Source organism: Mycobacterium sp. NGS34 (assembly GCF_059812845.1).
In genome coordinates this window covers 364,298-390,453 of record NZ_JCALDM010000004.1, presented here as the reverse complement: position 1 = coordinate 390,453, position 26,156 = coordinate 364,298, and the positions used below count along the sequence as shown (strand labels likewise).

General features: G+C 67.3%; 22 protein-coding genes and 1 pseudogene. 9 read left to right on the top strand and 14 right to left on the bottom strand.

Annotation, left to right across the window (positions count from 1 at the left end; genetic code table 11):
• Positions 1-27 precede the first annotated feature (27 nt).
• Genes AC5Y7V_RS13545 through AC5Y7V_RS13520 form a run of 6 tightly spaced genes read right to left on the bottom strand, consistent with a single transcriptional unit; the run spans position 28 to position 6,614 of the window.
• Positions 28-1,308, bottom strand: coding sequence for a virulence factor Mce family protein (locus AC5Y7V_RS13545; RefSeq protein ID WP_499880538.1), 1,281 nt, complete (start codon positions 1,306-1,308; stop codon positions 28-30).
• Complete coding sequence (locus AC5Y7V_RS13540) at positions 1,305-2,576, bottom strand: virulence factor Mce family protein (RefSeq protein ID WP_499880537.1); 1,272 nt, start codon at positions 2,574-2,576, stop codon at positions 1,305-1,307. The genes AC5Y7V_RS13545 and AC5Y7V_RS13540 overlap by 4 nt, the downstream gene beginning before the upstream one ends.
• Positions 2,573-3,601 (bottom strand): virulence factor Mce family protein, encoded by a 1,029-nt coding sequence (locus AC5Y7V_RS13535; protein ID WP_499880536.1) that lies wholly within the window; start codon positions 3,599-3,601, stop codon positions 2,573-2,575. The genes AC5Y7V_RS13540 and AC5Y7V_RS13535 overlap by 4 nt, the downstream gene beginning before the upstream one ends.
• Positions 3,598-4,980 (bottom strand): MCE family protein, encoded by a 1,383-nt coding sequence (locus tag AC5Y7V_RS13530; RefSeq protein WP_499880535.1) that lies wholly within the window; start codon positions 4,978-4,980, stop codon positions 3,598-3,600. Before AC5Y7V_RS13530 ends, AC5Y7V_RS13535 begins: the two co-directional genes overlap by 4 nt.
• The gene (locus AC5Y7V_RS13525; protein ID WP_499880534.1) at positions 4,980-5,831 is read right to left on the bottom strand and encodes an ABC transporter permease; all 852 of its coding nucleotides are present in this window, start codon (positions 5,829-5,831) and stop codon (positions 4,980-4,982) included. Before AC5Y7V_RS13525 ends, AC5Y7V_RS13530 begins: the two co-directional genes overlap by 1 nt.
• 9 nt (positions 5,832-5,840) lie before the next feature.
• Positions 5,841-6,614, bottom strand: coding sequence for an MlaE family ABC transporter permease (locus tag AC5Y7V_RS13520; RefSeq protein ID WP_499880644.1), 774 nt, complete (start codon positions 6,612-6,614; stop codon positions 5,841-5,843).
• Positions 6,615-6,857: 243 nt separating this feature from the next.
• Here AC5Y7V_RS13520 and AC5Y7V_RS13515 point away from each other — a divergent pair, with 243 nt between their 5' ends.
• The gene (locus tag AC5Y7V_RS13515; protein ID WP_499880533.1) at positions 6,858-7,250 is read left to right on the top strand and encodes a nuclear transport factor 2 family protein; all 393 of its coding nucleotides are present in this window, start codon (positions 6,858-6,860) and stop codon (positions 7,248-7,250) included.
• Positions 7,251-7,271: 21 nt separating this feature from the next.
• On the top strand, positions 7,272-8,477 hold the full coding sequence (locus tag AC5Y7V_RS13510; RefSeq protein ID WP_499880643.1) for a TetR/AcrR family transcriptional regulator: 1,206 nt from the start codon (positions 7,272-7,274) through the stop codon (positions 8,475-8,477).
• 2 nt (positions 8,478-8,479) lie between these two features.
• On the opposite strand, the pseudogene AC5Y7V_RS13505 reads toward AC5Y7V_RS13510, so the two are convergent.
• From AC5Y7V_RS13505 to AC5Y7V_RS13475, 7 genes and pseudogenes are all read right to left on the bottom strand, one after another.
• A pseudogene (locus AC5Y7V_RS13505) lies at positions 8,480-9,843 on the bottom strand (HNH endonuclease signature motif containing protein).
• A 106-nt stretch (positions 9,844-9,949) separates the two neighbouring features.
• Positions 9,950-10,441, bottom strand: coding sequence for a pyridoxamine 5'-phosphate oxidase family protein (locus AC5Y7V_RS13500; protein ID WP_499880642.1), 492 nt, complete (start codon positions 10,439-10,441; stop codon positions 9,950-9,952).
• 33 nt (positions 10,442-10,474) lie between these two features.
• Complete coding sequence (locus AC5Y7V_RS13495) at positions 10,475-11,245, bottom strand: SDR family oxidoreductase (protein WP_499880532.1); 771 nt, start codon at positions 11,243-11,245, stop codon at positions 10,475-10,477.
• Positions 11,242-12,327, bottom strand: a complete 1,086-nt coding sequence (locus AC5Y7V_RS13490) for a 3,4-dihydroxy-2-butanone-4-phosphate synthase (protein WP_499880531.1) — start codon at positions 12,325-12,327, stop codon at positions 11,242-11,244. The genes AC5Y7V_RS13495 and AC5Y7V_RS13490 overlap by 4 nt, the downstream gene beginning before the upstream one ends.
• Before the next feature lie 10 nt (positions 12,328-12,337).
• Positions 12,338-13,408, bottom strand: a complete 1,071-nt coding sequence (locus AC5Y7V_RS13485) for an alpha/beta fold hydrolase (RefSeq protein ID WP_499880530.1) — start codon at positions 13,406-13,408, stop codon at positions 12,338-12,340.
• A 24-nt stretch (positions 13,409-13,432) separates the two neighbouring features.
• Positions 13,433-15,991: a 2Fe-2S iron-sulfur cluster-binding protein gene (locus AC5Y7V_RS13480; protein ID WP_499880529.1), complete on the bottom strand. Its 2,559-nt coding sequence runs from the start codon at positions 15,989-15,991 to the stop codon at positions 13,433-13,435.
• Between the two features lie 2 nt (positions 15,992-15,993).
• Positions 15,994-17,103, bottom strand: coding sequence for an LLM class flavin-dependent oxidoreductase (locus AC5Y7V_RS13475; RefSeq protein WP_499880528.1), 1,110 nt, complete (start codon positions 17,101-17,103; stop codon positions 15,994-15,996).
• 223 nt (positions 17,104-17,326) lie between these two features.
• Between AC5Y7V_RS13475 and AC5Y7V_RS13470 the strand changes: the two genes are divergently transcribed.
• Genes AC5Y7V_RS13470 through AC5Y7V_RS13450 form a run of 5 tightly spaced genes read left to right on the top strand, consistent with a single transcriptional unit; the run spans position 17,327 to position 23,776 of the window.
• Positions 17,327-18,268, top strand: coding sequence for an enoyl-CoA hydratase (locus AC5Y7V_RS13470; RefSeq protein WP_499880527.1), 942 nt, complete (start codon positions 17,327-17,329; stop codon positions 18,266-18,268).
• Between the two features lie 16 nt (positions 18,269-18,284).
• Positions 18,285-19,523 carry an acyl-CoA dehydrogenase family protein gene (locus AC5Y7V_RS13465; protein WP_499880526.1) on the top strand — a complete coding sequence of 413 codons (1,239 nt, stop codon included), beginning with the start codon at positions 18,285-18,287 and terminating at the stop codon, positions 19,521-19,523.
• A 1-nt stretch (position 19,524) separates the two neighbouring features.
• Entirely contained in the window at positions 19,525-20,616 is a 1,092-nt protein-coding gene (locus tag AC5Y7V_RS13460; protein ID WP_499880525.1) for an acyl-CoA dehydrogenase family protein, read from the top strand.
• A gap of 8 nt (positions 20,617-20,624) precedes the next feature.
• A complete protein-coding gene (locus tag AC5Y7V_RS13455; RefSeq protein ID WP_499880524.1) occupies positions 20,625-22,166 on the top strand; it encodes a long-chain-fatty-acid--CoA ligase in 1,542 nt (513 codons plus the stop codon).
• Positions 22,163-23,776: an AMP-binding protein gene (locus AC5Y7V_RS13450; protein ID WP_499880523.1), complete on the top strand. Its 1,614-nt coding sequence runs from the start codon at positions 22,163-22,165 to the stop codon at positions 23,774-23,776. Before AC5Y7V_RS13455 ends, AC5Y7V_RS13450 begins: the two co-directional genes overlap by 4 nt.
• 4 nt (positions 23,777-23,780) lie before the next feature.
• Here the strand turns inward: AC5Y7V_RS13450 and tpx are convergent, their stop codons facing one another.
• Complete coding sequence (gene tpx / locus AC5Y7V_RS13445; RefSeq protein ID WP_068110580.1) at positions 23,781-24,275, bottom strand: thiol peroxidase; 495 nt, start codon at positions 24,273-24,275, stop codon at positions 23,781-23,783.
• 110 nt (positions 24,276-24,385) lie between these two features.
• On the opposite strand from tpx, the gene AC5Y7V_RS13440 reads away from it, so the two are divergent.
• Positions 24,386-25,336, top strand: coding sequence for a GlxA family transcriptional regulator (locus AC5Y7V_RS13440; RefSeq protein ID WP_499880522.1), 951 nt, complete (start codon positions 24,386-24,388; stop codon positions 25,334-25,336).
• The gene (locus tag AC5Y7V_RS13435) at positions 25,246-26,118 is read left to right on the top strand and encodes a DJ-1/PfpI family protein (RefSeq protein WP_499880521.1); all 873 of its coding nucleotides are present in this window, start codon (positions 25,246-25,248) and stop codon (positions 26,116-26,118) included. Before AC5Y7V_RS13440 ends, AC5Y7V_RS13435 begins: the two co-directional genes overlap by 91 nt.
• The last annotated feature ends 38 nt before the right edge of the window (positions 26,119-26,156 follow it).

Genomic DNA, 26,156 nt, shown 5'->3' with positions numbered 1-26,156 from the left:
CCCTTCGGCGCCGGCGGCCGCCCACCATCAGCCACCTCCCGGCATCATGAGGCCGCGCAGGCCGGCCGCGGGGTCGGCGCTGACCGCCGAAGGGGGCGGCGGGGGTGGCCCGTCGGGCGGCGGAACAAAGTCGGGCCGCATCCAGTCCTCGCTGTAGGTGACCTCGTTGGGCCTGGCCTGTGCCCCGACGAACAGGTTCTCCCCTATCGGGGGGAAGTTGTACTGACGGTTCTTCACGATCGGCGCCATGTACTGCGCGCAGAGTTTCGCCGCCTGCTCGCCGCCCAACCGCGAGGCGGCCTGGATCGCCCCGCACAGGAAGGCGATCGGGTTGGCCATGTTGGTGCCCGCCAGGGCCCCGGTCAGCGCACCGTTGGCCGGTTCGAAAATGTTGCTGAAGTTCTGCAACACCGTGGGGCTGATGTGCAGGGTCTGCTTGATGTCGTCGAGGCTCGCGACGAGCACCTTGCTGATGGACGTGAGCTTGTCCGTCGCCGTGCCGACCGCCTCGCGGTTCTCCGCGGCGAAGCCCTGCACGTCGGCCACGACCGCGTTGAGGTCCTCGGCCGCCTGGGCGACCTTGCTGGGGTCGTCGGCCAGCACCGACGACACCGCGGCCAGGTTGCGATTCAACTGCTCGAGCAGATCCGCGCTGTCGTGCAGCGCCGTCACCAATGTCGACAGGTTCTTCAACGTGGAGAAGATGTCCTGGCTGTGGTCGCCGAGCGCGGACACCGCCTGCGACAGCTTGATGACGGTGTCGCGGATGGTGGCGCCCTGCCCGCGCAGGTTGTCGGCGGCGGTGTTGATGAGCGCGCCCAGCGTGCTGACGCCGCCCGGCTGAGTGGGTTTCAACAGATCGGTCAGCCGCTGGAGTTGCGCCCGCAAGTCGTCCCACTCGACCGGCACCGCGGTGCGGTCCTGCGGAATGACCGCGCCGTCGGCCATGGCCGGACCCCCGGCATAGGGCGGCGTGAGCTGGATGGCCCGGCCCGTCACCAGTTGTGGCGAGAGTATCGCGGCCTTTGCGTCGGCGGGCACCTTGTACTTGCGGTCGATCGAGAACGAAATCTTCGAGCGCAGCGGTTGCGGTTCGATTTTGACGACCTTGCCCACCGGCACTCCCCGGATGCGCACGTCGTCGCCGGCGAAGACGCCGTTGCTGTTGTCGAAGTAGGCGACCACGATCATTCGGGCGGTCTCTCCGGTGGTTCGCATCGCTAGGATTTCGGCGATCACGCCCGCGACGAGCACCAGGGCGAGCGCGGTCGCCAACACCGAGCGGGCGCGTCGAAGTCTCGCGGTCACGAGTGATCTCCCGGTGGCTGCGCGGGCGGCCCGGGCGGGGGACCTCCGGGCGGCTGGGCCGGCGGCGGCTCCCGGTAGGGGTAGCAACCGGGGCCGGGTAACGGCACGCCGGGGAACCCGCACGGACGATCACCGGGGTTTCCGGTGATCGCGTCGGGCAAGGTCGTCCGCGGTGGGCCGCTCTGGCCCGTCCGCGGGTACGGCATCGGCAGCGGCGGGGTGCCGGGCTGACCCGTCTGCGGGTCGGTCAGCTGCGACGGGAGCAATGTGGCGGGATCGAGCCCCAGGTCGGAGAACGCCGCACCGATGAAGGGCTGGACGAACTGGCCCGGCAGCAGGTTCACCACGTACGCCTTGAAGAAGGGGCCGGAGGACAGCGACTCGCCCAGCGACATGACGTAGCTGTTGATCAGCGGAATCGCCTGCTGCACACGCTCTTTGCGGTTTTCGACGATGGCCAGCACCCCGTTGAGCTTGTCGAGCGCCGGGCGCAGCTGCTGTCGGTTCTCGGCGATGAAGCCCTGCAGTTGTCGCGACGCCGCCGAGATGTTCGACCAGATCTGATCGAGTGCGGCGCTCTGGGTTCGCAGCTGCGCCAACAGCGCATTGGTGTCGCGGACCAGGTTCACGATCTGATCGGTGCGCTTGGCCAGCACCCCAGTCGCTTTCGCCGCGTTGTCGAGCAGGCTGCGCAGTTGTGTGTCACGGTCATCGAGGGATTGCGCGAGCCGGGCCACGCCCTTCATCGCGTTCCGGAAATCGGCCGGAGTATCGGCAAAGGTTCGCGCCAGCGTGTCCAGCGAGGAGGACAGCCGGTCGGTGTTCAATCCGCTGATCGTGCCGGCCAGGTCGCCGAGCGCGTCGGGCAGCTGATAGGGCGACATCGTCCGCTCGATCGGAATGGGACCGTGCAACCGGCCCTCGCCCCGGGGCATGACGTCAAGGAACTTGCTGCCCAGCAGCCCCTTGGTCTTGATCGCCACCTCGGTGCGGTCGCCGAGCCGAACGTCGTTGTCCACCTTGAACTTCACCAGCACCCCGGGTCCGTCGAGTTCGATGCTGGACACTTTGCCCACCGGGTAACCCGAGACCTCGACGGTGTTGTCGGCCCGCAGGCCGCCGGCGTCGGCGAAATAGGCGGAGACGCTGTTGCCCTGATCGAAAAAGGGCAGCTTCCGGTATTCCAGCCCGCCCACCACCATGCCGGTCACCGCCACAATGCCGACCGTGCCGATGATCATCGGGTTGCGTTCAGCGAATGATTTCATTTGGGCGCGCACCGCCCGGTGGCCTGCCCGGCGACCTTTATGTAGACGGGCTGGCCGCCCTTGCCGTTGACCTTCAGCACGATGTCGCAGAGATAGAAGGCGAAGAAGTCGCCGTACATGCCCTGGCGGACCAGCGCCTGATATTTGTCCGGCAGGGTGTTGAGCAGGTTGTCGAGGTATTCGTGGTCGGCGAGCGCGATGTCCGCGACGCGGTCGGCCTCGTGAACGGCCTTCGAAAACGGCGCCCGCGCCTGCGACAGTAGGTCGGCGACCGAGCCGGCGGCGGCGTTGGTATAGGCCACCGCGTTGGAGATGTCGGTCTTGCGCTCCGCGAGCCCGTGCACCAACTCCGACAGCGACGTCACCGCCTTGTCCAACCGATCGCTTTGACCCCCAAGCGAACCCAGCACCACGTTGAGGTTGGTGACGACCTGCCCGATGAGTTGGTCTCGGTCCGCCAGGGTGTTGGTGACGGCCGCCGCCTGCTCCAGGAATGACCCGATGGTCGCGCCCTGCCCCTGAAACGCCTGCAGCAACTGCTCGCTGAGCGCGTTGACCTGTTCGGGGTTCAGCGCGCGAAACAGTGGCTTGAATCCACCGATCAGGGCATCCAGATCCAGCGCCGGCTTGGTCCGGGCCAGGGGAATCGTTTGGCCGGGGCTGAGGGCGGCCAGCCCGCCGGCCCCTTCCTCCAGCGCGAGGTAGCGGTCGCCGAACAGGTTGTCGTAGCGGATCACCGCCTGGGTCCCCTGGGTGAGGGTGACGGAATTGTCGGCGGTGAACGCAACGCGCACCGTCGCGTCGGGGTTGATGGAGATCTTTTCCACCTTGCCGACTTCGACGCCGGCGATGCGGACCAGCTTGCCCTCCCTCAGGTTGGACACGTTGGTGAACTCGGCGTAGTACGTCTTGCCGTCGGAGAACCGCGCCTCCCCGAACACGGCTACCAGCAAGGACGCGGTGAGCAGGCACACCGCCAGGAAGAAGCCCAGGCGCACCACGACGCCCTTCAGGCTCTCCGTCATGGCCGTTCTCCCGGCGGCGGACCCGGTTGAGGCGCAGCGGTTTCCGGCGCCGGGGCCGGCGGTACCCCTGGCCACAGCGGCACACCGCCCGGCCCGTACAGCGCCGCGCCGTAGGGCGGACCCCCGGGGTTCGGGCCGATCGCCGGCCCGGGAATGCACTGGCGGATCGAGGGCGGCTTGGGCACGGCGCGCGTCACCGGGAGGAAGTCGGCCCAGCACGGATGCCCGATGCCGGGGTTGGGCCTGATGTCGAGTCCGGTTCCCCATCCGGTGTTGGTGACGAGCTCGCGCACCGGGAAGTTCTTGGCGGCATCCGGCAGCGAGCCACACCCCGGCTTCCCGCCGGGACCGCCCCTGGCCGCGACAAGCGGCAAGTTATCGGGATACACGTAGGGGTCGTTGCCCAGCAACAGCGCCACATCGAGCTGCAGCGTCCGGCCGTCGGCGCCGCCCCACGCCGAGTAGCCCCCGTTGTCGAGATACCACTTGGCGCCCTGCAGGAAGCAGGTGTACTCCGGGTTGTATTTGAGTAGCAGGTCCGTCGTCGGCTCGAGGGTGTTCACGGAGGCGACGAGGTTGTCCCGGCTGTAGCCGAGCAGGTTGGTTCCGGTGTTGGACAACCCGATCACGTTGAGCAGCAATGCATCCAGTTGCTTGGCGTGATTCACGACGGTCGCGCTGGTCGTGCTGGCGGCGTTGAGGATGGTCAGGATGTCCTGCGCGGCAGCGCCATAGGTGTCGGCGAAGTTCTTGACCGATCGCCAGTCCTGGCGGATGGTATCGCTGCGCGCGTTGAGGGCCGCCAGCACCTGGTTGAGGTCGGTGGTGGCCTGGCCTATCCGCTCGCCTTGGCCGCGCACGGCGTCGGCCACGGCGGTCAGCACCGCGTTCAGCTTCAGCGGATCGATCACGTTGAGCAGGTCGACAACGTTTTCGAAGACCGTGTTGATCTCGGTGCTGACGTTCTTCGAATGCAATACCGCCCCGGCGGCCAGGCGCCCACGGCTCGGGTCCTGCGGCATCACCAGCTCGACGAACTTCGCGCCGAACGCGGTGGTGGCACTGATCTGCGCCTCGACATTGGCTGGGAGATAACGGATCTGGTCGGGGTCGATCTCCAGTTTCAGGCGGGTGCCGTTCTGGTCGTCCGCGATCTGGCTGACCCGGCCGACCTGCACCCCGCGCATCATCACCTTCGCGCCCGTGTCCATCACGAGCCCCGAGCGTTCGGCGGCCAGCGTGACCGGCACGTAGGACCGGAGGGCGCCGTTGAACGACACCGCCGTCACGAGGACGACCACACCGATCGCCGCCACCAGGACCAGCGTCCACCACGCGTCGTGCAGACGCTGCTTCCCGGGCCCTCGGCTCGTGCCCATCAGCTCGCCAGGTGAAAGTTCGGGGACTGGCCATAGATCGCCAGCGTCATCACGACGATCGCGATCGACGCGACGACCATCGAGGCGCGCACGGCGCGGCCGACGGCCTCGCCCACCCCGGCCGGCCCGCCCCGCGCGTTGTACCCGTAGTACGTACAGACCAGCATGATCATCAGGGCGACGATGACGACTTCAAACGACGACCACAGCACGTCGGTCGGTCGGAGGAACGTGTTGAAGTAGTGGTCGTACACACCCGACCCTTGCCCGTAGACGGCCGTGGTGCCGATGCGAGCGGCCAGATAAGCCGTCATCAGCCCGACGCAGAACAGCGGGACGGCCACGACCACGCCCGCCAGCACCCGGGTGCTCGCCAGATAGCTGATGCTGCGGATGCCGATCACCTCGAGGGCGTCGATTTCCTCGTTGATCCGCATCGCGCCCAGTTGCGCCGTGGCGCCGGCGCCGACGGTGGCCGCCAGCGCGACCATCACGGTTCCCGGCTGAATTTCGCGGGTGTTGAAGAAAGCGGACGCGAAGCCGGTCAGGGCTTCGACACCGACGGAGGCGAACTGGTTGTAGCCCTGCACCGCCACGATGGCGCCGGTGGTCATCGCCAAGAACCCGACGATCACGACCGTCCCGCCGATCACAGCGAGAGTCCCTACCCCCAAACCCATTTGGGCGATCACCCGCAGCAGTTCGCCGCGGTAATGCATCATGGCGTCGGGAATCCCCGCCACGGTACTGGCGTAGAACCGCACCTGTGACCCGATTCGGTTCCATTCGCCCACAACGCCGTTCGCCAGGCGGTGGATTCGGGTGGGGCCGCTCGGGAGGCTGACCGTCATCGGTTCACCTCACGACACCATGAACGGCATGCCGACGGCGGTGACGATGATGTTGATGACGAACAAGACGATGAAGGCAAAGACCACGGTTTCGTTGACCGCCCTGCCGACACCGGCGGGGCCACCGCCCACCGATATCCCCTTGTAGCAGGCGATCAGTCCCGCCATCATGCCGAACAGCGTCGCCTTGATCATCGAGATGATGACGTCGATCGTGTGGGTCAGCGTGGTCAGGCCCGTCACCCACGCGCCCGCCGAGACGTGCATCAGGAATACGGAGCAAAAGAAAGCGCCGATAAGGCCCGTCGCGGTCACCACCGAACTCAGTGCGAGCGAGATCGTCGTGGCCGCCAGCACCCGGGGAACCGCCAGCGCTTGAATCGGATTGATGCCCATGACCCGCAGCGCGTCGAGCTCCTCGCGGATGGTTCGGGCGCCCAGGTCCGCGCACATTGCGGTGGAACCCGCGCCCGCAACCACCAAGACGGTGACGATCGGGGCGCTCTGGTCGACGGTGAAGATCGCGCAGCCGGTGCCGGAGAAATCGGCGGCGCCGATGTCGGTCAGCAGGACATTGAAGAGGAATCCGGAAATCACCGCCCACGGGATGGTCATCAACACCCCCGGCAGCGTCGACACCCGCGCGACGAACCAGCACTGCAGCAGGTACTCGCGCCAGGCGAAAGGCGGCCGGAACATCGACGCGAATGTGTCCAGCGTCATCGCAAAGAAGTCGCCCATCGCGCGGACCGGCTTCGCCGCCTGACCGACCACCATCACCATCGCGCTGCGCACCACCTGGAGTTGCTCACGCCGGCCCCCCGGACAGGTCGAAATGGACGAGTGACATCAGCGAGGGTACGCGGCACGAGGCCATCATGTCCATAGTCAATACGCACTGGCGCGGACGAATATTTCGTAAATGTCGAAGCAAATAGCCACTTATGTGTGATGATGTATCTTGTTAGTATCGTGTGGAACACCGGAAGGGTGCCCGCGCCCTCCAGCTGATGAGGAGCTATGCGGATGACTGACACCAAGGAAGCCAGCGAGAAGCTCGTCCGCGACTTTCTGGGATCGTGGCCCGCGCGCAGCCTGGAAAAGATCTGCGGCGGCTTCGCCGACGACGCCGTCTATCACAACGTGCCGGTCGAGCCGATCGTGGGCATTGCCGGCATCCGCGCGACATTCCAGGCGTTTTTGGACGCGTTCTCCGATGCCAAGCTCGACATCGTCATGCTGGCCGCCGAGCCCGGCCGCGTGCTCGTGGAGCGCATCGACTACTTCACCATGAACGACGGCCGAAAGGTCGTGCTGCCGGTGACCGGCGTGTTCGAGGTGAAGAATGGCAAGATCACGCGCTTCAGCGACTACTTTGACCTTGCGGACTTCGAGGGCCAGAGCGGGATGAAGCTATAGGGGGTCGAGTCAATGGACACCATGCAGTCCCCCGCCCGACCCGTCCGACGCCGGCCGAAAGACCGCAAGCAGCAGATTCTGGAACAGGCCGTCCGCCTGTTCATCGACCGCGGTTTCCACTCGGTCAAGCTGGAGGACATCGCCGAGGCGGCGGGGGTCACGGCTCGCGCGTTGTATCGCCACTACGACAACAAGCAGGCACTGCTGGCCGAAGCGATCCGAACCGGCCAGGACCAGTACCAGAGCGCGCGTCGTCTTACCGATGGCGAGGCGGAACCCGCGCCGCGACCGCTGAGCGCCGATCTGCCCGATCTGATCGCGGCGGCCGTGGCATCCCGGTCCCTAACGGTGTTGTGGCAGCGCGAGGCCCGTTACCTCAACGACGACGACCGCGTCGAGGTCCGGCGCCGGATCAACGCCATCGTCGCCGGGATGCGCGAGAACGTCCTGCTGGAGGTGCCCGGCCTCAGCCCGGAGCACTCGGAGCTGCGCGCGTGGGCGGTGTCCAGCACGCTGACCAGCTTGGGCAGGCACAACCTGACGCTGCCGGCCGACGAACTCAACGAGCGCCTCTTCCAGGCCTGCATCGCGGCGGCGAGGACGCCTCCAGTCTGCGAGCTGACGCCCCTCCCATCCGCCGCCGGCCGCGAGGAAGATGTGCTGTTCTCCCGCTACGAAACCCTGTTGGCCACGGGTGCGCGGCTGTTCCGGGCGAGGGGTTATCCGGCCGTCAGCACCAGTGAGATCGGAAAGGGGGCCGGAATCGCGGGTCCCGGCCTGTATCGGTCGTTCTCCTCCAAGCAAGCGATTCTCGATGCCCTGGTCCGGCGCATTGATGAGTGGTGGAGCCTCGAGTGCATCCGTGCGGTGCGCGCGAATACCGAGGCCGCACAACGCCTTCACGGTCTAGTCCAGGGCCACGTCAGGATCAGCCTGGACGCTCCGGACCTCGTCGCCGTTTCCGTTACCGAGCTCTCCCACGCCTCTGGCGAGGTGCGCGACGGGTATCTGAGAAATCAGTCCGACCGCGAGGCGGTGTGGATCGAGCAGATCACCAAGTTGGTGCCCGCGACCACCGCCGCCGAGGGCCGACTGCTGGTCGCGGCGGCGATCAGTTTCATCGAAGATGTCGCGCGCACTTGGCATCTGACGCGATACACCGGGGTGGCCGACGAGGTCACCGCCATCGCGCTGTCAATCCTGACCAGCCGCGCGCCGCAGTCTTGACGTCAAACGGGTTTGTCGTCGTCGGTGTCGCGGAGGAATCGTTCGGGGTGGTGGAAGTTGTTGGTGCGGGGTTGTCCGCGGTCCAGGTGTGGGGGCGGGATCCATTCGGTTTCGCCTCGGGCGTTGGTGCGGGTGGTCCAGCCGTGTTCGGCGAGGCGGTTGTCGGGCCCGCAGGCCAGGGTGAGGTCGTCGATGTCGGTGCGGCGGGTGGTGTTCCAGCCGGTGACGTGGTGGACCTGGCTGTGATACGCCGGGGCGTCGCAGCCGGGTTTGGTGCAGCCGCGATCGCGGGCGTAGAGCATGATCCGCTGGCCGGTGAGGCCAGGCGTTTGGTGTGATACAGCGCCAGCGGCTTGGCCTTATCGAAAATCGCTAAGTAATGGTGGGCGTGGCCGGCCCAGCGGATCACATCGGACATGGGCACCAGGGTGCCGCCGGCGGTCAGGGCTTTGCCGGTGGCCGCCTCCAGCTCCGGCAGGGTGGTGGTGACCACGATCGACACCGGTAACCCGTTGTGGTTGCCCAGCTTTCCCGAGGCGAACAGGGCGCGCAGTGCGGCCAGGAACGCGTCGTGGTTGCGTTGGGCGCTGGTGCGGGTGTCGCGGCGCACCGCCTGCTCGTCGGGTGTCTCATCGACGACCGGGATCTCATCTTCGGGATTGCACGCCCCTGGAGCGGCCAGCTTGGCCAACATGGCCTCGATCGCGGCCCGCAGCTCGGGAGTGACCAGCCCGCTGATGCGTGACATGCCGTCGAATTCCTGGTTACCTAGGACGATCCCGCGCTTGCGGGCCCGCTCTTGGTCGCTGAATTCCCCGTCGGGGTGCAGCCAGTCCATGATCCGCTGGGCGTATTTGGCGAGCTCGTCGGGGCGGTAGTGGCGGGCCTTGCCGGCCAGGTCGGCCTCGGCGGCCTCGCGGGTGGGTAGGTCCACCTCAGCGGGCAGGTGGGCGAAAAAGCTGCGGATCACCCGCACGTGCCCGTCGCCGATCAACCCGTCACGTTGGGCGGCCGCGGTCGCGGGCATAAGCGGTGGCAATGACTCACCGGTCAGCGCCTGGCGCTGCCCGAGGTCCCCGGCGTCTTCGATGCGCCGGGCGGCCTCGGCTTTGGTGATGCGCAGCCGGTCGGCCAACGCACCACGCAGCGTGCCGCCCAGTTCTTCTGCACTGGCTTGGGCGCCGACCTGATTGATCAACGTGTGCTGCGGGGCGCGCAGCCCGCGCGCCGCGGATTCCAGGCATGCGAGGGCCCGCAGTCGTTCCGGGGTGGTCAACACGTCAAAGGACACATCCCGCAGCCGCTTCAGGACCCCCTTGAGATCGTCGAACCCCTCGACGATCTCCTCACGACTGCCCGAACCCATACCCCGAATCGTAGGAACACCCACCGACAAGAAACCCTGGTTTGTGGCCACTGAAACCGCAGTGACACAAGGGATTACAGAGATCCGGTGTCCCGATGGCTGCGAGCTAGTGCTTCCGCACGACGCGCTCCGACTCGCCGAGCTTCCAGATTGTGATATCCAGGTGCCCATCAGCGACCTGCACCGCAGAACCGCCAATCAAATCGGCGCGATAGCAGTGGTCGAAGTCTTCACCCCTGATATCCAAGCCGGTTTGGCGGAACAGATCCTCGGCGAAACGTTGATGCAGGGCCTTGTCTCGGACGTCGTCGACGACGCCCCATAACTTCGCGTCGCCGTCCTTGACCTCGGTGTCGACGGTCGCGGTGTGTAGACAGAAGCGCGGATCGCGCGCGAGGTCCCTGAACTTCGTGGTACCCGGCATGCCGGAAATCCACAGCTGATCTTCGAAGAACCTCGGCTCGACGGGGCTTAACCGCGGGAATCCGTCCGAGCGCAGGGTGCCGAGCATGCACAGGTTGCCCGCATCAGCGTGGCGGCGCGCGAAGATGGCCGCGGTTCGCGGGGCGGCTTCGGTGAATTCTTTCCAACCAATCACGATCACCAACCTACGACGAACCACCGCGCCCGCTCACCACAGCGCGGCGATGGTTCCCCCGTCGGCGATCTGGGTGGTTCCGGTGATCATCGACGCGTCGTCGGACAACAGGAAGGCGACGATGCCGGCCATCTCCGCCGGTGTGGCCATGCGGCCCTGCAGGCGGGCGATCATCGCACCCGCGCCGCCTTGTCCGAGGGCCTCGTCGAACATCGTCATCGCGGTCTGCTGCATTGGGGTGTCGACGAATGCGGGCAACAACGCGTTGGCGCGGATGTTGGACGCGCGCAGCTCCGCGGCGGTGATGCGGCTGAGGTGGCTGACTCCGGCCTTGGACATGCCATACGCCCCCGTGCCGCCCACGCCGACATGACCGGCAAGCGAGGACATGTTGACGATCGCTCCCCCGCCCCGCTCGATCATCCGTGGCGCCGCATGCTTGGTGCACAGCCATGCGCCGCGGAGGTTGACCGCGATGACACGATCGAAGTCCGCGACGGCCGTGTCGATCAGCGAAGCCATGTGAACCACGCCGGCGTTGGCGACGAGCTTGTCCACGCCTCCGAATGACGTGACGCAGGCGTCGACCATGCCGATCACCTGTTGCTCGTCGCTGACGTCGACCCGGTGACCGATTGCGCCGCAACCGATTTTGCGTGCCGCCGCACCGGCCGCGGCGCCGTCGATGTCCGCGCACAGCACGCGGCATCCCTCGACGGCGAGCCGCTGTGCGACCGCCAGGCCGATCCCGGCGCCGGCCCCGGTGACGATCGCGGCCTTACCGGCCAGGTCTGGGTGGTTCAACCCGCCGCCGCCAACGATTCAGCGCCTATGCCGCGCTCGCGAATGGCACCGAAAAGGACAAGCCCCAATCCGGGAACGTCGTCGGAAAGTTTGAGCGCATACACCCCAAGGTCGCGCAGAATCCACGCCACCGTCTCCGCCATCGGGTCGGCGGCGGCGTGGTGGCCGGCAAAGTGTCCGGCAAAGAGGCTGCAGGCCCGTGGTTGTCCCGAAGGACGCAGATAGAGAACCAGACCGCTGCCTCGAGACGACATCGTGGTCAGCGCGCTGTTGAGTTCCCCTCCGCACCGGCACGCCTTCGAACCGAACACGTCGCCGGTGAGGCACTCGACGTGAATGTGAAGCGGCACCGGCACTCCGGTGCCGGCCGAGCCGACGATGACCGCCAGATGCTCGCCACCATCGTGCGTGTCGCGGAAGCCGATGACGCGCGAGTCGCCCACCCACGTCGGCAGCACCGTCTCCGTCAGCCGGACCACCTGGGGCTCGGTACGGCGCCGATATGCCACGAGCTCACCGATCGACACGACAGCCAGCCCGTGCTCGACCGCGAATTCGGTCAGCTCGGCGCCGCGGGCCATCAGCGTCGGGTTGCGCCGCGAGACGATCTCGCACAGCGCGGCGGCGCGGCGACGTCCCGCGAGGGCGGCGAGGTCGACCGCGGCTTCGGCGGCCCCGCGCCGGCCGAGCACTCCGTCCGCTGCGGCCCGCAGCGGAACCACATGTCCCGGACGGAGGAAGTCCGACGCCTCGGCTTTCGCGGATCCCAGCGCCGCGATGGTGCGGGCGCGGTCACTTGCCGAGATCCCCGTCCCGGTCCCGCGGACGTCGACCGACACGCGAAGCGCGTTGTCGCGGTGGCACATCGGTGGGAGGTTCAGCCGGTCGCACTCGTCCCCCGGCAGGGCGACTCGCACGTATCCGGAGGTATGGCGAACCATGAAAGCCGTCAGCGCCGAGGTCGCGGCGTCGGCGGCGAAGACCAGATAGCCGTCACCGTCCGAATCACCGGTGACGACAACGGGTCTACCCGCCGCCGTCGCGGTGATCACGCGCAGCACCCGCACGTCGGTGGTCTTCATCGGCGCGCGCTCACCGACCCAGCCCGCCGAGGAAGTCCAGCAGCAGCCGGTTGGTCTCCTCCGGCGCTTCCTGTTGGATCCAGTGCCCCACGTCGGCAACCATGTGAGTACCACGGTAGTTCGGCATGACCGCGGGGGCGCGCTCGATGGCCTCGGCGCCCCACGTGGTCCCGACGTCGTATTGCCCGCCGATGAACATCGCCGGTGGCGTGAGCGGCTTGCCTTCCTGGTCGGCCAGGTCGTGCCAGTCGTTGTCGATGTTGTGATAGAAGCTCAACGGACCCGCGAAGCCGGAACGCTCGAATTCGCCTGCGTAGAAATCGAGGTCGGTGTCGGACAACCACGCCGGCATCGTCTCCGGATAGACGAAGGCGTCCTTGAGCCTCGCGCCTTCGGCCATGCAGAGCGGGCCGGCGCGGATCACGTCGATCGGGTCCATGGATTCCAGATCGACGCCCGCGTCGACCGCGGCCTTGGTGGCCGCGATCATTCCCTCGCCGGAGACCGTATAGGTCAGGCCGAGCAGCCACCCCCGCACGTCTTCCTCGATCTCGGCGATGATGCCGTCCTGCGCCGAGAAGTAGTCCTGGTACCAAACCCGGCCCTCGCCGGCGAGCTCGAGGTGATAGTCGTTCGGGCGATGCTCGCCGAAGGGGCTGCCCGGCAGGCCGATCACGCCGCGACCGGCGAACGGAACGCTGATGCCGACCACACCGGCGCACCTGTCCGGGTGCAACCAGGCGAAGGTCCACGCGACCGGCGCGCCCCAGTCGTGACCCACCACGATCGCCCTGTCGGCACCGTAAGCATCGACAACGCCGAGGACGTCGCCGACCAATTCCTTGATGCGGTAGGCCGATTGGACCCGGTACTTCGACGAGCGGCCGTAGCCGCGCTGGTCGATCGCCACCACCCGGTAGCCCGCGGCCGCCAACGCGGGAATCTGATGGCGCCAGGAATACCAGGACTCCGGGAACCCGTGCAGCAGCACGACCAGCGGGCCTCCCGGGCTTTCGGGGCCGTCTTCGACGGCATGAATGCGAGTGCCCCGACAATCCAAGAATCGGTGGACCTGCGACATCGTCTTCGCCTTTCTGGTCGAGGCCTAGAGTGTTTGGCTCGGCGCCGAACCGGCAACGGCCATCAGCCGTTCCGCGGGATCGGCGACCGGCACCGTGTGATTTTCGTAGTTGCGGGCGATGAGCGTCTTCTGCCCCGACAATCTGGTGCGCGCCCACTTGCCGATCACCCGGCCCGCGATCCCGGGCTTCATGAGCGCCGACGGCGGCTTGACGAGGTGGACGACGGCGAGGAACTCGCGATAGGCGTCCAGGTCGTCGTGGACCAGCTCGACCAGCCGGTCCATATACCAGGTAAGCGCCCGGAAATAGAACGGCCGCTTCTTGTCCACATCCTTCATCCAGTCGAATCGCAGATTCTGTTCCCGGATCACGAACCAGGCCGTGTTTGCCATCTTGGCGATCACTCGGTAGTAGCGGCGCGGCAGCTCGGGGTGGCCCGGCCCGTACTTTGCCAATAACACCTGCATCTCGCGAACTTCCTTGAGCGCCAGGCTCATACCCAGACCGGATACCGGGTCGGCGCTGGTGTAGGAATCGCCCACCGCCAGCAACGCCCGCGGCAGGTTGCGCTTCTTCTCGTAGTGCAGGCGGAGCATGTTCGGATAGCGGAAGTTGTAGATCGGCGAGGCCGGCTCCAGCCCGTCGATATTCTCCCCGATGACCGGTGACGGCATCAGGTCGGCGAATTCGCGGAACTCCCGCGCGGTGCGGGGCGGCGAGTAGCAGTTGTACGCCACCAGCGATGTGGACAGGATGGTGCGTGAGCTGTCCGTGTAGTACTGCGCCGCGTACGTGTCCTCGAATGGACGGTACGCATAGCAGATCACCATGACCTTGTCCCGCCACTGCCGGTCGGGCGGAACCCGGTGCTGCATCGTCGAGTAGAAGCAGTTGATGATGTCCTGCTCGACCTCGGGAGCCCCGATCCCGATGCGGTCCAAGATCTCTGGTATCCGGGTGTTCTTGCCCGATGCGTCGATGACGAACTCGGCCGGCACCACTTCCAGGTCGTCGTCCCCCGCCGCGCCCTTGCTGACGGCGACCCCGACGATGGCGTTGTTCGCGCGATCGAAGACCAGGTCGACGACCTCCGCCTCGTAGCGGAAGTCAACCCGTGGCTCGTCGTCGAGGCGCCGCCGTACGCACCACTCCAGCAGCGGTCTACCGGCACAGACGATCTCGATGTCGCTGGTGCCGGGCTTCTTCCAGCTTCCGCCCACCCGGATTCGGTATTGGGCCGCCATGTCGACCTTGAACGCGCCCTCGTGCACCATGTCGTCGACGATGCCGGGAAAGAAACGCTCCAGCTCGATCTGCCCGGCGGTCAGCAGATGGTGCAGATGCCAGCCCTGCGCCGCACCCGGCCTGCCTTCGCGCCGGCGATGCGGGTCGTCCTTTTCGAGAACGATGACCCGATCGAAGGTCTCGGTGAGCACCTTGGCCGCGGCGATGCCCGCGATGCTCCCGCCGATCACCACCGCCGTACCGCGACCGCGGCCGCGCACCTCGGCGATGTCGAGGGCCGCGGTGTCGAGCAGAACCGGATTGCGCCGCCGCGCCGCCCCGCTCGGGACGAACTTCTCGTAGTACAACCCGACACGATGAAACCCGTTGGCGTCCAGCCAGGTTCGGGCGGCCTCGACCATCGGCGCCGGACCGCACAGATACACGTCGGCGTCACCGCCGGCCGGCATCGCCCCGGCCAGCAGGTCGGTGACCAGGCCCGTCCGACCGTCCCATCCGGCGTCCGGGCGCGCGACGACGATCTCCACCTCGAGGCCGGCGACACGGCGCCCGAGCTCCTGGAGTTCATCGAGCTTGCACAGGTCCTCGGTGGAGGTGACGCCGTAGAGCAGGCGGACGGGCTGAGCGGTGTCGGCGGCCAGGCTCTGGGCCATCGCGAGGATGGCGGACAGGCCCGTGCCGCCGGCCACCAGGATCACCGGCCTGACCACCGGGCGCAGGTAGAAGCTGCCCTTGCCGCACCGCAGCGCGATATGGTCGCCCGGCTTCGCGCGGTCGCGCAGGTAATTCGACATCATCCCGTCGGGCAGCAGCCGGATGATGAACTCCAATTCGCCGCCGCCGTCGGCGGGATGCGCGTAGGAGTAGTTGCGCCAGGTGGTGGTGCCCGGAACCTGCAACTGGGCGAACTGCCCGGCCTTGTACGTCAACGGCGCGGCCGTCGGCGAGAAGTGCGTAGCGACATCCACTCGCAGCACGGCGGTGCTCGGCGAGACCAGCTCGACGCCGGTCACCACGCCGTCACAAGTGACGAGCAGCGCCGCGTTGTCGTCGGCCGGATACTGCAGTTCGATGCGGCAATCCGAAGTGGGGAACGTCTGGCAGGTGAGGATCTTGCGCGCCTCGCGCTCCACGTCGGACAGGCCCTCGGTGCGTCCCATCTCGTAGTCGCCGGCGGTGCAGGTGGCGACGCACGTGCCGCAGATTCCGCTTTGGCATTCGCTGACGATGGCCACACCGTGTTCTTCGGCGGCATCCAGGACCGTCTGGTCCGGCCGGACCGGCATCGCCTTTCGCGTTCCGTCCGAATAGTCGATGGTGACCTGACAATCCGCCATCGTCAGACGACCGCTGTGACGGGCTTCTTGGCGATGCGTGCGTTGAGTCTGGGCATGACTTCCTCGGCCAGCAGGCGCAGCGACTCCTTCCAGGGCCCCGGGTTGTCGATGTAGTCGAATCCCAGCACCAGCAGATGGCCGAATCCGCCCACCTGGTCGTAGGTGGCCTCGAGCTTGTCGACCACCGTCTCCACCGAGCCGACCACGAAGGTGTTTTCGGCGAGGTACTCCGGCGTCACGTCGTCGTCGGGCACCGACGGGTTGTGCTTGTAGAACTTGGTCATGCCGAACATGCGGAACGTCGGCAGCACGTATTCGCGCATGGCGCGTCCCATCGTGCCGTCGACGGCGTAACGGAACGCCTGCTCGTCGGTCTCGGCGACGAAAACCTCACGGACCAAACGCCAATCGCGGCGATCCGGGGTCCGACCGCTGCGCTCGGCGCCCTCGAGCACCGCATCCCAGTGGGTCGCAACGTATTCGGTGTTGAGGTCGAGACTCATCGGCAGGTAACCCCGCTCACCCGCGAGCTTGAGGGTTTCGGAGCCCGCGCTGAACCCGGTTACCCCGATCGGCGGATGCGGCTTCTGAAACGGCTTGATGTGGCGCTTCATCAGGCCCTCGAACATCGGCGCGATTCCGTTGGCGTTCCAGTACTTTCCGCGATGTTCCCAGGGCTCGTCCTCGGTCCAGATGCGCAACATGATCTCGAGCGCCTCGCGGGTCATCTCGCGGTGCTCGCCGTTCTTCCCATCCACGTCGTACAGGGCCCAGTCGCCCGGGATCCCGCTGGCGCCGACGCCCAGCATGAATCGGCCCTGCGCGAGGTGATCGAAGTAAGCCACGCGATGCGCCAATTCGACCGGATGGTGATACGGCAGCAGATGCGCCCCGGGCGCGAGCTTGATGGACTTCGTGCGCAGCAGCGCCTGCGCCAGCAGCAGGTCGGGCGCGCAGATCGGCTCCCACGGCACGGTGAAGTGCTCGCCGACCCAGGCTTCGACGTAGCCGAGTTGGTCGGCCAGCTCGATGATGTCGAGGTCCCATTGCGTGGCGTCGTAGAGCGTGCGCTCCGGTGGATGGGCCGGCATCAGGAATATTCCGATCTCCATGGTCAACCCTTCCGGTCTTCGCATTGGCTGCGGGCCTGCCTTAAGTAGGTATACCACAGTACTAGCAAGATACTTCGCTGCGCACAAGAGCCATTTTGCTTGGTACTTTGTCGCGATCACTTTCTCGGTAGCGCGTATTGGCTATGGACATCCGGGCGTCGCGCCGCGTAACCTCGCACAGGTCACCCGCTCAAGCGCGCGGTGAGCAGTAAAAGGAGGCGCCATGAACGTCACCGGACTCCATCCGGTCGATGGCCGGGAGAGTTCCGCGCGGCATTTCGACTTCATCGAGTACGAGACGATCGATGACGGCCGGATCGCGGCAATCACCCTGAATCGCCCGAAACAACGCAATGCGCAGACACGCGGAATGCTGGTGGAGCTGGGTGCCGCCTTCGAACTTGCCGAAGCCGACGACGCGGTCCGGGTCGTCATCCTGCGGGCGGCGGGACCAGCCTTCTCCGCTGGGCACGACCTGGGGTCCGCGGACGACGTCCGTGAGCGCTCGCCGGGACCGGATCAGCACCCCACGTACCAGTGCAACGGGGGAAGCTACGGCGGCGTCGAATCGCGCAATCGCCAGGAGTGGCATTACTACTTCGAAAATACGAAGAGGTGGCGGAATCTGCGCAAGATCACCATCGCCCAGGTGCACGGCACCGTCCTGTCGGCGGGCTTGATGCTGGCATGGTGCTGCGACCTGATCGTCGCGAGCGAGGACACCATCTTCGCCGACGTCGTGGGCACCCGGCTCGGCATGTGCGGGGTCGAGTACTTCGGGCATCCGTGGGAGTTCGGGCCGCGCAAAGCGAAGGAGCTTCTGCTCACCGGCGACTGCATCGGCGCGGACGAAGCGCACGCGTTGGGGATGGTGAGCAAGGTATTCGCAGCCGATCAACTCGGCACCAGCACAATCGAATTCGCCCGCCGGATCGCCAAGGTTCCGACTATGGCCGCGTTGCTCATCAAGGAATCGGTCAACCAAACCGTCGACGCCATGGGTTTCACCACGGCGCTCGACGGCTGCTTCAAGATCCACCAGCTCAATCACGCCCACTGGGGTGAGGTCACCGGCGGGAAACTGTCCTATGGGACGGTCGAATACGGGCTCGACGACTGGCGCGCCGCGCCGGCGATCCTGCCCGCTACCAAGCACCTCCCGTAAATCTGGGCGCCCCGCAGTGGATATCACCTACCCGCTCGAAGCGGAAGCGTTCCGCGCCCGGATCCGCGCCTTCCTCGTGCAACACCTGCCGGCCGGCTGGTCGGGGGTCGGAGCATTGCCGCCGGAGGAGCGGCACGCATTCGGGTTGCGGTGGCGCGAGGCGCTGGCCTCCTGCGGCCTGGTCGCCGTGTCCTGGCCCAAAGAATACGGTGGAGGCGGTCTGTCCCCCCTCGAACAGGTGGTGCTCGCGGAGGAGTTCGCCCGGGCCGGCGCTCCCGAGCGGGCCGAAAACGACCTCCTGGGAATCGATTTGCTCGGCAATACGCTGATCGCGCTCGGGTCGGAGGCGCAAAAGCAACATTTCTTGCCACGCATCCTCACCGGTGAGGATCGTTGGTGCCAGGGCTTCTCCGAGCCCGAGGCCGGCTCGGATCTGGCCTCGGTGCGAACCACGGCCGCGCTCGACGGCCCTGGTGCTCAAGAGTGGGTGATCAACGGGCAGAAGATCTGGACGTCGGCCGGTCACACCGCCAACTGGATCTTCGTGTTGGCGCGCACGAATCCCGATGCGCCCAGGCACCAGGGCCTGTCCTTGTTGCTGGTGCCGATCGAACAACCCGGCGTCGAGGTGCGCCCGATTGTCAACGCGGCCCGACACTCCTCGTTCAGCGAGGTCTTCTTCACCGACGCCCGGTGCGCATCCGACAACGTCGTGGGCGGGGCCGGAAACGGATGGGCGGCCGCGATGACGGCGCTGGGGTTCGAACGCGGCTCCCAAATCACCACCGCGGCCATCGAATTCGGTCGCGACCTGCAGCGGCTGTGTGAACTCGCCCGCGAACGCGGACTGGACTCCGATCCGCTCATCCGAGATGGGTTGGCGTGGTGCTTTTCCCGGATACAGATCATGCGGTACCGCGGCTACCGCGGCTTGACGCTGTCGCTGAACGGGCGGCTGCCCGGTGCCGAGGCGGCGATCACCAAAGTCATCTGGAGCGAGTACTTCCGGCGCTATACCGACCTTGCCGCCGAAATCCTAGGGCTGGACGCGGTCGGTCCCGAGGGTCCCGGAAACGGCGGCGCGCGCCTGGTGCCGGAAGCGGGCACGCCCAACTCGCCCTCCTGCTGGATGGACGAGCTGCTCTACGCCCGCGCCGCGACCATCTACGCCGGCAGTTCGCAAATCCAGCGCAACGTGATCGGCGAGCGGCTCCTCGGGCTGCCCAGGGAACCGCGCCGGGAGGCGGTGCGCTGACGTGGATTTCCGTTACAGCACCGAACAGGACGACTTCCGGGCATCGCTGCGCGGATTGCTTCGCGATGCGGCGCCGCAGCTGCGTGACGTGGCCGCCGCTGACGGTCACGACGGAAGGCTCTGGCGACGGCTGTGCGGCGAGATGGAGCTGCCCGCGCTGCACACGCCCCCGGAGTACGGCGGGCTCGGCGCCACCCTGGTCGAAACCGCGATCGCGTTCGGCGAGCTCGGTAGGACCCTCGCGCCCGTGCCCTTCGCGGCCACGACGTTTGCGATCGACGCGATCCTGACGTTGGGCGACGAGCAGCAGCGTAAGAGCCTGCTCAGCGGTCTGCTCACCGGCGAAAAGATCGGGACGCTCGCGGCCGGTGGCCACAACATCCTCGAGCCGGCGGAGGCGACGGTACGGGCCCATCGACTCGACGGTCGTACGGTGCTCAGCGGGGAGTGCGCCCCGGTGCTGCACGGGCAGGCGGCCAGCGTGTTCGTGGTTCCGGCGGTCGCCGACGGTGCCGTCGTACTGCACGTGGTGACCGCCGACTCCCCCGGGGTCACGGTTTTGCCGCTGCCCTCGTTCGACATCACCCGTCCCGTCGCCAGGCTGCGGCTGGCGCAGTCCCCGGCGGAAGCCCTGGTGGCGGGATCCCCCGACGACGTCCAACGGGTCCTGGACGTGGCACGGATGCTGCTGGCCGCCGAGATGCTCGGTGGTGCCGAGGCCTGTCTCGAGCTCTCGGTCGAATATGCCTGCAGCCGAAAGCAATTCGACCGCACGATCGGATCATTCCAGGCGATCAAACACGCCTGCGCCGACATGCTGATCGAAATCGATGCGACTCGCGCGGCAACGATGTTCGCCGCGATGACCGCCACGGACGGTGACGAGCTGCACGTCGCGGCTCCGCTGGTCAAGGCGCAGGCCGCGGACACCTACGTGCTCTGCGCCGGCACCGCCATCCAGATCCACGGCGGCATCGCCTTTACCTGGGAGCACGATCTGCACCTGTACTACCGCCGCGCCAAGACCACCGAAGCGCTCTTCGGCAGCAGCGCGCGGCACCGGGCGCTGCTCGCCGACCGCGCGGGCCTATAGGAACCGCTATGGGTCCCGTGTTCGGCGGCGGCATCACCCTGAGCGACGTCTTGGCCCGGCACGCGCGCGTGCGGCCCGGCAGGCTCGCGTTCGTCGACCCGCGCCGGCGATGCACCTTCGCCGAACTCGACGAGCGGGTCGACCGCCTGGCAAACGTGCTGTCGGCGAAGGGCGTTCGGCACGGCGATCGGGTCGCCGTGGTCGGCCTGAATCGCCTCGAGCTGATCGAAGCCTGGTTTGCCGCACTGCGTCTGGGTGCGATCGCGGTTCCCGTCAACTTCCGGCTCGCCGCGGACGAGATCGCCTACGTACTCGCCGACAGCGGTTCGGTCGCGGTGGTCGTCGACCCGGCGTGCGCACCGGCCGTCGCGCGGGCCCGCACCAACGCACCATCGGTCCGCGCCGTCCTCACGATCGGAGGGGATCTCGAGGACGAAATCGCCGCGGCGGGCGGTCCCACCGACCCCACCGCCGGAGTCGCGATCGGGGACGAGGCGCCCGCCTTCATCATGTACACCTCGGGCACCACTGGCTTTCCGAAGGGCGCGGTCATCACCCACCGCAACCTGTTCGTGCACGCCGTCAGCGTGATCGCCACGCTCGGGCTGCGCGGGGACGACAACTGCTGGCTGGCGCACGCGCCGCTGTTCCACGTCGCCGGCGTGTCGGGGATGTTCCCCACGTTTTTGACCGGCGGCACGGTCGTTGTCCCGCCGTCGGGCGGCTTCGACCCGGAGGCCGCCATGCGAGCGGTCGTCGACGAGGGCGTCACGTCCTGCTGGATGACGCCGGCGCAGTGGCAGCTGGTCTGCGCATGGCCGGGCCTCGGCTCGTTGGACCTCAGCCGCCTGCGACGGGTTTGGTGGGGCGCGGCGCCCGCGTCAACCACGTTGCTGCGCAAAATGTTCGACGTATTCCCGGGCGCCGAGGTCGTCGCGGCTTTCGGGCAGACCGAGTGCAGCCCCATCACCTGCCTGCTGCGCGGCGAGGACGCCCTTCGCAAGATCGGATCCGTGGGCACCCCGATGCTCAACGTCGAAGTGCGCATCGTCGACGACGAGATGAATGACGTCCCGCCGGGCGAAATCGGCGAGATCGTCTATCTCGGACCGCTGGTGATGAAGGAGTACTGGAACAGGCCCGCCGAGACCGCGGAGGCGTTCCGCGGCGGCTGGTTTCATTCTGGCGACCTGGTCCGGCGGGACGCCGACGGCTACGTCTATGTCGTGGACCGCAAGAAAGACATGATCATTTCGGGCGGCGAGAACATCTACAGCGCCGAGGTGGAAAACGTCGTGGCCGCGCACGCCAAGGTCGCCGAGGTGTCGGTCATCGGTGTCCCCGATCCACAATGGGGCGAGACGCCGATGGCGGTGATCGTGCCGCGCGATCCCGCCGATCCGCCGACCGACGACGAGATCGAGACCCACTGCCGGGGGCGTCTCGCCCCGTACAAGCGACCCCGCCGCGTCGTCGTCGTGGATGCGTTGCCGCGCAACGGCAGTGGCAAGGTGCTCAAGACCGATCTGCGCCGCGAATACGCGCCGTGAACTCCTACGACGCGGGGCCCGTCGACACTCCCCTGCTTGACGAGACGGTCGGGGCCAACTTCGAGCGCACCGCGCTGACGTACCCCGATCTCGACGCGCTGGTCGACGTGATCGGCGGGCGGCGCTGGACCTATGCCGAACTCAACGACGAGATCGATTGTCTGGCGCGGGCATTGATGGCATCCGGCATCCGGCGCGGGGACAGGGTCGGTATCTGGTCCCCCAATTGCCCGGAGTGGACGATCCTGCAGTACGCCACCGCCAAGGTCGGCGCGATCCTGGTCACGGTCAATCCCGCGTATCGAACCCGCGAGTTGTCGCATGTGCTGCGCGATTCGGGTGCCCGGATGTTGGTGTCCGCGACTACCTTCAGGAGCTCGGACTATCGCCACATGGTCGACGAGGTCCGTTGCGAGGTACCCGAATTGGTCGACGCCGTGTTTCTGGGCACGGGCGACTGGGAGCGATTGCGGGAGCGCGCCGATCAGGTGACGGGTGACGGATTGCGTCGCCGGATGGGCGCGCTGAGTCCGGTGGACCCGATCAACATCCAGTACACCTCGGGCACAACGGGTTCGCCCAAGGCCGCGACGCTCTCGCACCGCAACATCCTCAACAACGGCTTTTTCACCACCGAGCTCATCGGGCTCGGGCCCGGGGACCGTTTGTGCATCCCGGTGCCGTTCTACCACTGCTTTGGCATGGTGATGGGCAACCTGGGCTGTACGTCCCACGGCGCGACGATGGTGATACCCGCCCCCGGATTCGACCCCACCGCGACGCTGGCGGCGATCGAGACGGAGCGCTGCACCGCGCTCTACGGCGTGCCGACGATGTTCATCGCGATCCTCGGGGACCCCGACATCGCTCGGCGCGACGTGTCGTCGCTACGGACCGGGATCATGGCGGGTGCTTCCTGCCCGGCCGAGGTCATGAAACGTTGCGTCGACGAGCTGAACATGGCCGAGGTGTCGATCGCCTACGGCATGACCGAGACCTCGCCGGTGTCCTGCCAGACGCTGATCGACGACGACCTGCGGCGGCGAACCACCACGATCGGCCGCGCGCACCCGCACGTCGAGGTGAAGATCGCCGACCCCGACACCGGCAGACTCGTGCGCCGCGGCCGGCCGGGCGAGCTGTGCACCCGCGGCTATTCGGTGATGCTGGGTTATTGGGGCGACGACGAGAGGACGCGCGAGGTCATCGACGACGACGGCTGGATGCACACCGGCGATCTCGCGGTGATGCAGGACGACGGGTACTGCGTGATCGTCGGGCGCATCAAGGACATGGTCATCCGCGGCGGGGAGAACCTGTACCCCCGGGAAATCGAGGACTTCCTGCACACCCGCCCCGACGTCGACGACGTGCAGGTGATCGGCGTTCCCGACGCCACGTTCGGCGAGGAGCTTTGCGCGTGGATCAAGATGCGGCCGGACCGTCCGCCGCTGGACGCGCGCGCGGTGCGGGCGTTCAGCGCCGGAAAGCTCGCGCACCACAAGATCCCGCGCTATGTCCACATCGTTGACGAATTCCCGATGACGGCCACCGGAAAGGTCCGCAAGGTGGACATGCGGACGGAGTCGGTGCGATTGCTGGGACTCTAGAAAGTCAGCCGACCGCGGCCAGCGCCGCGTCGTAGTCGGGCTCCTGCGCGATCTCCGGCACCAGCTCGGTGTACGCGACGTTGCCGTCGGCGCCGATCACGACCACCGCGCGCGCGAGCAGCCCGGCCATGGGGCCGTCCACGATGCTGACGCCGTAGTCCTTGCCGAAGTTGTCCCGGAACGCCGAGCCCGTCTTGACGTTCTCGATGCCCTCCGCGCCGCAGAATCGCGCCTGCGCGAACGGCAGGTCGTTGGACACGCACAGCACCGACGCGCCGGTCGCGGCGGCGCGCTCGTTGAAGGTCCTCACGCTGGTCGCGCACACCGGGGTGTCGATGGACGGAAAGATGTTCAGCACCACGGGCTTACCGCTGTACTGGTCATTGCTGATCGCGCCCAAGTCCGTGCCGGTCAGGTTGAAGGCCGGGGCCGAAGATCCGACGGCCGGGAGCTCGCCCACGGTGTTGATGGGGTTTCCACGCAAGGTTATCTGTGCCATGGGCACAGTCTGCCAAGGCCGGTGCGGCCGCCTCGGGTCAGGTCGGCATGTCCTAATTCGTGGGATACCTGGCGTAGACGCCATGGCTCGGTCTGGCCGAGACTGAATCCATGGCTCGCAGGGTGGTGATCGTCGGCTTTCCGGGCGTTCAGGCGCTCGACGTCGTGGGACCCCACGACGTCTTCACAGGCGCGTCGGCGCTGACCGCCGGCGGGTACGACGTGGACATGGCGTCGGTGGACGGCCAGCCCGTCACCACCGCCACCGGCCTGGCCTTCCTCACCACGCGGCTGCCCGACCCGAGCGAACCGATCGACACCGTGGTGCTGCCGGGCGGCGGCGGGGTCGAAGCGGCGCGATCCGATTCCGAGCTGGTGGGATGGATCAAGCGGGTCACCGGCAACGCCCGCCGCGTGGTCACCGTCTGCACCGGCGCGTTCCTGGCCGCCGAGGCGGGACTGCTGGACGGCCGGCGGGCGACCACGCACTGGGCGTTCGCCGGGCGGCTGGCCCGCGAGTTCCCCGCCGTCGACGTCGATCCCGACCCGATCTTCGTCCGCAGCTCGGACACGGTGTGGACGGCCGCGGGCGTCACCGCCGGCATCGACCTCGCGCTCTCGCTGGTCGAGGATGACCACGGCACCGAGGTCGCCCAGACGGTCGCCCGCTGGCTCGTCCTGTACTTGCGCCGCCCCGGTGGGCAGACGCAATTCGCGGCCCCGGTTTGGATGCCGCGCGCCAAGCGCACCTCGGTCCGCCAGGTGCAGGAGGCCATCGAGGCCGAACCGGGCGGCCAGCACAGCATCGGCGAGCTGGCCCGCCGTGCGGCGATGAGCCCGCGCCACTTCACCCGGGTGTTCACCGACGAGGTCGGCGAGGCGCCGGGCCAGTACGTCGAGCGCGTTCGGACCGAGGCCGCGCGCCGCCAGTTGGAGGAGACCGACGACACCGTCGTCGCCATCGCCGGCCGATGCGGCTTCGGCACCGCGGAAACCATGCGCCGCAACTTCATTCGGCGCGTCGGCATCTCGCCGGACCAGTACCGCAAGGCTTTCGCCTAGCAAAGAGAGGAACAAACCCGATGTCCCAGACCCAGATCGCATTCGTGGCCTATCCCGGCTTCACCGCGCTGGACATGATCGGCCCGTACGAGGTGCTGCGCAACCTGCCCGACGCCGAGGTGCGATTCGTGTGGCACGACTCCGGACCGATCACCGCCGACTCCGGTGCGCTGGTCATCGGCGCCACCCACTCGCTGGCCGAAACGCCCTCCCCCGACATCATTCTGGTGCCGGGCGGCCCGTCGACCCCGGTGCACGCGCGCGACGAGGCGCTGCTCGAGTGGCTGCGCCGCGCGCATCGGACCGCGAGCTGGACGACGTCGGTGTGTTCGGGCTCGGTGATCCTCGCGGCCGCCGGCCTGCTCCAGGGTCGGCGCGCGACGTCGCACTGGCTTGCCATTCCGCTGCTGAAGGGATTCGGCGCCATCCCGGTCACCGACGAGCGGGTGGTGCACGAGGGCGACATCGTCACCAGCGCGGGCGTGTCCGCCGGCCTTGACCTGGCGTTCTGGCTGGCCGGCCAGATCGGCGGCGAGGGCCGCGCGAAGGCGATCCAGCTCGCGATCGAATACGACCCGCAACCCCCGTTCGATTCGGGTCACATGTCCAAGGCGTCGGCGACCACGAAAGCCGCCGCCACCGCGCTGCTTTCGAAGGACAGCGCCAAGCCGGCCAACCTCAAGGCCACCACGATGCTGGCGTGGGAGCAGGCGCTGGCCGCGGTGCGGTCGCGGCGGCGTTCCAACGCCGAGCGTGCAATTCACGCCGCGACACGCCGTTGAAGCGTCGCAGTTCGCACACTCGGCGGTTGGCGGTCGGC